This is a genomic window from Paenibacillus forsythiae T98 (assembly GCF_000520735.1).
In the GTDB taxonomy this organism is placed as follows: Bacteria; Bacillota; Bacilli; order Paenibacillales; family Paenibacillaceae; genus Paenibacillus_AQ; species Paenibacillus_AQ forsythiae.
In genome coordinates, this window is record NZ_ASSC01000116.1 from 1 (window position 1) to 3,029 (window position 3,029).

The following is a 3,029-nucleotide window of genomic DNA, read 5'->3' on the forward strand; positions in this document are numbered from 1 at the left end:
AGCTGCCGGAGGCGGCGCAATACGAGAAGAAGAATCTGCATTATTTCGTCAGCGATCTGAACCGGTTCAAGGGGCAGAAGGTGCTGATCAGCGGCGGCGGCGATTCCGCGGTCGATTGGGCGCTGATGCTGGAGCCCATCGCGGAGAGCGTAACGCTCATTCACCGCCGGGACAAATTCCGGGCGCATGAGCATAGCGTGGAGAACCTGATGAAATCGAAGGTGAACGTATTGACGCCGACGGAAATCGCGGCGCTTGAGGGCGACTCCGAGATCGAGAAGGTTACCCTCCGCAACGTAAAAACGAAAGAAACGATGAGTCTTGACGTCGACGCCGTCATTGTCAACTTCGGCTTCGTCTCTTCCCTTGGACCGATCAGCGAGTGGGGGCTGGACATCGTGAACGGTTCAATCGTTGTCGACTCCCGGATGGAGACGAGCATTCCGGGCATCTTCGCCGCCGGCGACATCACCACCTATCCCGGCAAAATCAAGCTGATCGCCGTCGGCTTCGGCGAGGCCCCAACCGCCGTCAATAACGCCAAGGTGTATTTTGATCCGGACGCCAAGCTCTCTCCGGGCCACAGCAGCAATTTGAAGCTGTAAGAAAAAGATTCCGTTAGAATAAAAGGCCGCGATTCTCTGCGCAAGCAGAAAATTGCGGCCTTTTGTGCAGTATTTTTGCACGGGGCTTCAAGCATTTGAGGTGATGCACTAACCGTGCCCTGTAAAAGCTGGACGGCGCTACAGCGGCGGATGCTTATGGCATTTGCGGCAGACGGGGTAGTAGGCTTCGTTCCCGCCGATCTGGATTTGCTTGCCGCTGTATACGGGCTTGCCGTTCTCGACCCGCAGCGTCATGGTCGCCTTGCGCTCGCAGAACCAGCAGATCGTCTTCATTTCCTCAATCTTGTCGGCGTAAATCAGCATATACTTGCTGCCCTCGAACAGATTGTTCTGAAAGTCGTTCTTGAGGCCGAAGGCCATGACCGGAATGTCCAGCTCGTCGACGATGCGGACCAGCTCCACAATATTGTCCTTGCTCAGAAACTGGCATTCATCAATCAGCACGCAGTGCGGCTTGGGACTCGCGGCGCTAACGATTCCAAAAATATCCGTGTCCCCATCGATGGCGATAGCCTGTCTGCGAAGCCCGATCCGCGAGGAGACATAGCCGACCTCATCCCGATTGTCGATGGCGGAGGTGAAGATCAGCACCGATTTGCCCTGTTCTTCGTAGTTATGGGCAACCTTCAGAATCTCGATTGATTTGCCGCTGTTCATTGCCCCGTATTTAAAAAACAACTGTGCCACTGTCCATCTGTCCTTTCTTATTAAGAAGACCTGATATCCAATATCCGAAAATGCGACCTTAATAGATTAGCACACTCCCAGCCGCCGAGGCCAGCCGAAAAAGGCGCCGCGCTGGTTATTTGTTCAGGCTATCTGTTAATATATCTGTATGGGAACCTGCCGGTCTTTGACAGTGCGGGTTATTTTGCGCGAAATGAACTCGGACGGGCGGGAACCCGGGGAAGGAGCGGATATAAATGTCGGAGAAGCTTGAGTCCTATGAGGAACGGATCGCCATGCTGAAGGCGGACGGGAAGCTGACGCCGGAGGCGGAGGCGCTTCTGGGGGAGCTGTGCCGGGAGCTTGCGGAGTCGGCCAGAAGCAATAGGGCGCTACGGAAGGCGGCGCTGAAGGCAGCCGGGGGACAAGCGATGTCCAGCCGTCTTCGCGACGCGCTGTACGAATAGGAGAGAGATTATGGAGGAACACGGATGTCCATTATTTTTCCTTTTTTGAAAAAATACCGGGTTGCGGCCGGTTTCGCCCTGCTTATGATGCTGGTTGAGCTGGCGGTGGAGCTGTCGCAGCCTTTGCTGATTTCCAAAATTATCGACGACGGCATCCGGCAGCGGGATCTTTCCGTTGTCTGGCTGTGGGGCGGCATACTGGTTGCAAGCGCGGCTTTGGCCTTCTCCGCCGGTATTCTCAGCTCTTTTTTCGCCTCGCATGCCAGCCAGGGCTTCGGTTTCGATCTGCGGGACAAGCTGTATGCGAAGGTGCAGTCCTTCTCCTATGAAGCGTTTAACCGCTTTGCCGCGTCCACGCTGATTACCCGCTTGACCGGAGATGTAACGCAGCTCCAGGACATGATCTTTACGGGCCTCAGGTTCATGTCCCGCATACCGCTTGTGGTCGTCGGCAGCGTAATTATGGGCCTGATCGTGCAGTGGAGGCTGGGGATCATTCTGGCGCTGACCGTGCCCGTTATGATCGTCTGTCTGTTTGTGCTGATGAGAAGATCGTCAAGGATGTTCCGCGCGGTTCAGGGCAAGCTGGACGGAGTGAACGGCGTCTTGCAGGAGAATTTGACGGGCATCCGGCTGATCCGGGTATTTGTGCGGATGGGCTATGAGACCGGGAGGTTCGCCCGGTACAGCGGGGAGCTGATGCGAAGCACGGTGTCCGCGCTGCGGCTCACGGAGACGACGATGCCGTTCATTCTGCTGGTCATGAACGGAGGGATTCTGGCGCTGCTGTGGCTCGGCCGGATACAGATCACTTCGGGAACGGCTACGCAGGGCCAGACCGTGGCTGTGATCAATTACTCGCTGCGGACCATCGGAGGCTTGTCGGCCTTGTCCGGAGTTGTGGCGGCCTATTCGAGATCGTTCGCCTCCGGGCTGCGCATCTCGGAAGTGCTCGCGGTGACCGACACGGAAGAGACGGGGAGCCGTCCGGAGTCTGCGGCTGCCGAACGCCTCCGGGGCGAGGTGCGGTTCAAGGGAGTGGAATTCCGCTATCCGGGCAGCGATATCACTGCCTTGTCAGACGTGTCGTTCGCCGTCCGGCCGGGAGAACGGGTAGCCATTATGGGCGCAACCGGCTCCGGCAAATCCTCGCTGGTCGGCTTGATCCCGCGCCTGTACGAGCAAACGGACGGCACAATCACGGTTGACGGGGTGGATACGCGGCGAATGGATTTGGCCTTGCTGCGCGGCTCCATCGGCTAAACGGCCC

Annotated in this window: 3 protein-coding genes and 1 pseudogene; 3 read left to right on the forward strand and 1 reads right to left on the reverse strand. The window is 57.3% G+C overall.

The features are described from left to right. Window positions 1-605: NAD(P)/FAD-dependent oxidoreductase (locus L692_RS0103960; RefSeq protein WP_025697412.1), on the forward strand; the 605-nt coding region annotated here is incomplete at its 5' end. A gap of 138 nt (window positions 606-743) precedes the next feature. Here L692_RS0103960 and L692_RS0103965 read toward each other — a convergent pair. Further along, window positions 744-1,313, reverse strand: coding sequence for a thymidine kinase (locus L692_RS0103965; protein ID WP_025697413.1), 570 nt, complete (start codon window positions 1,311-1,313; stop codon window positions 744-746). A 236-nt stretch (window positions 1,314-1,549) separates the two neighbouring features. Between L692_RS0103965 and L692_RS0103970 the strand changes: the two genes are divergently transcribed. Together L692_RS0103970 and L692_RS0103975 are read left to right on the forward strand one after the other, a co-directional pair. After that, window positions 1,550-1,759, forward strand: a complete 210-nt coding sequence (locus tag L692_RS0103970; RefSeq protein WP_025697415.1) for a hypothetical protein — start codon at window positions 1,550-1,552, stop codon at window positions 1,757-1,759. 24 nt (window positions 1,760-1,783) lie between these two features. Next, window positions 1,784-3,019 (forward strand): annotated as a pseudogene (locus tag L692_RS0103975) (ABC transporter ATP-binding protein); the annotation flags it as partial. Between the last annotated feature and the right edge of the window lie 10 nt (window positions 3,020-3,029).

Coding starts and splice junctions, on each gene's coding strand:
- L692_RS0103970 (WP_025697415.1), top strand. CDS start 1,550: ATGTCGGAGAAGCTTGAGTCCTATGAGGAACGGATCGCCATGCTGAAG.